Annotated in this window: 2 protein-coding genes; both read left to right on the top strand. The window is 66.5% G+C overall.

Annotated elements, in window-relative coordinates:
• Positions 1-317, top strand: a 317-nt coding sequence (locus AC04L7_RS19280) for a GNAT family N-acetyltransferase (protein WP_475513785.1), incomplete at its 5' end; no start/stop codon positions are given.
• A 333-nt stretch (positions 318-650) separates the two neighbouring features.
• Positions 651-1112: amino acid kinase family protein (locus tag AC04L7_RS19285; protein ID WP_475513786.1), on the top strand; the 462-nt coding region annotated here is incomplete at its 3' end.

Raw genomic sequence — 1112 nt, forward strand, 5'->3', positions numbered from 1 at the left:
GTTTCTGGGCGGCATGGGATGGCGAGGTGCTCGCCGGTTGCGGTGCGCTGCGTCAACTGGATGCGGGCCATGGCGAGGTGAAATCGATGCGGACGGCGCGGCACCATCTGCGTCGTGGCGTCGCCCAGCGGATACTTGACCATATCGTCGGGGAGGCCCGCCGGCGCGGGTACTCGCGCCTCAGCCTGGAAACCGGATCAATGGCGTACTTCGCGCCGGCACGTGCGCTCTACGCCCGCGCAGGCTTCATTCCGTGTGCGCCGTTCGGCGATTACGCCGAGGATCCCAACAGCGTCTTCATGACCCGCATGCTGTAGTGCGCACACCATTGGTTTCAGTTGCATCCATCTGAAATCCTTGGCGTTGTTGCGTCGCAACGCTTGACAGCCCCCCCGGGTGGCGTGTTTTTCTTCGTCCATGCACTCGCATGCCTCGCACGCCATGTTGTCCACGCCGGCCCCGTCGGCTGCGGTGGCGCGCGCGGATGCCGGACGCACGTCCATTACCACCACCATTACCACCCTGACTCGTCGGGTGCGGTTGGTTGTGTTCGCGTAATCCGCAGACCACGGCCCCGCACCCGGATCAGGATGCAGGGCCTCCCCACTTCCTGACGCCGTGCCGGGCCTCCTACCCGAGGTTCCTGACCCATGTCGTCCCGCAACGCCGAAGTCGAACAACCCAAACCGCGCACCGTCGTCCACAAGTTCGGCGGCACCTCCGTCGCCGATGCCGACCGTTACCGCCATGTGGCGCAGCTGCTGCTGGCGCGCGACGAGGACGTGCAGGTCACCGTGGTGTCGGCGATGAAGGGCGTGACCGACGCGTTGATCGAGCTGTGCGAGTTGGCCGCGGCCAATCGCCCGGAGTGGCATGAGGCCTGGCACGCCTTGCGTGCGCGCCATCGCGGTGCGGCCGTCGCGCTGCTCGGCGAGGCATCGGGACCGGTGATCGAATGGGTGGACGAGCGCTTCACCCGGCTCGAGGAAATCCTCAACGCACTGATCGTCATTGGCGGGCTGCCGGAACTCGTCCTGCAGCGCGTGCAGGGGCTGGGCGAAGTCTGTTCGGCGCGCCTGCTCGGGGAATACCTGACGCTGCAGGGCGAAGAC

The sequence above is a fragment of the Pseudoxanthomonas sp. LjRoot204_2 genome (assembly GCF_056175765.1).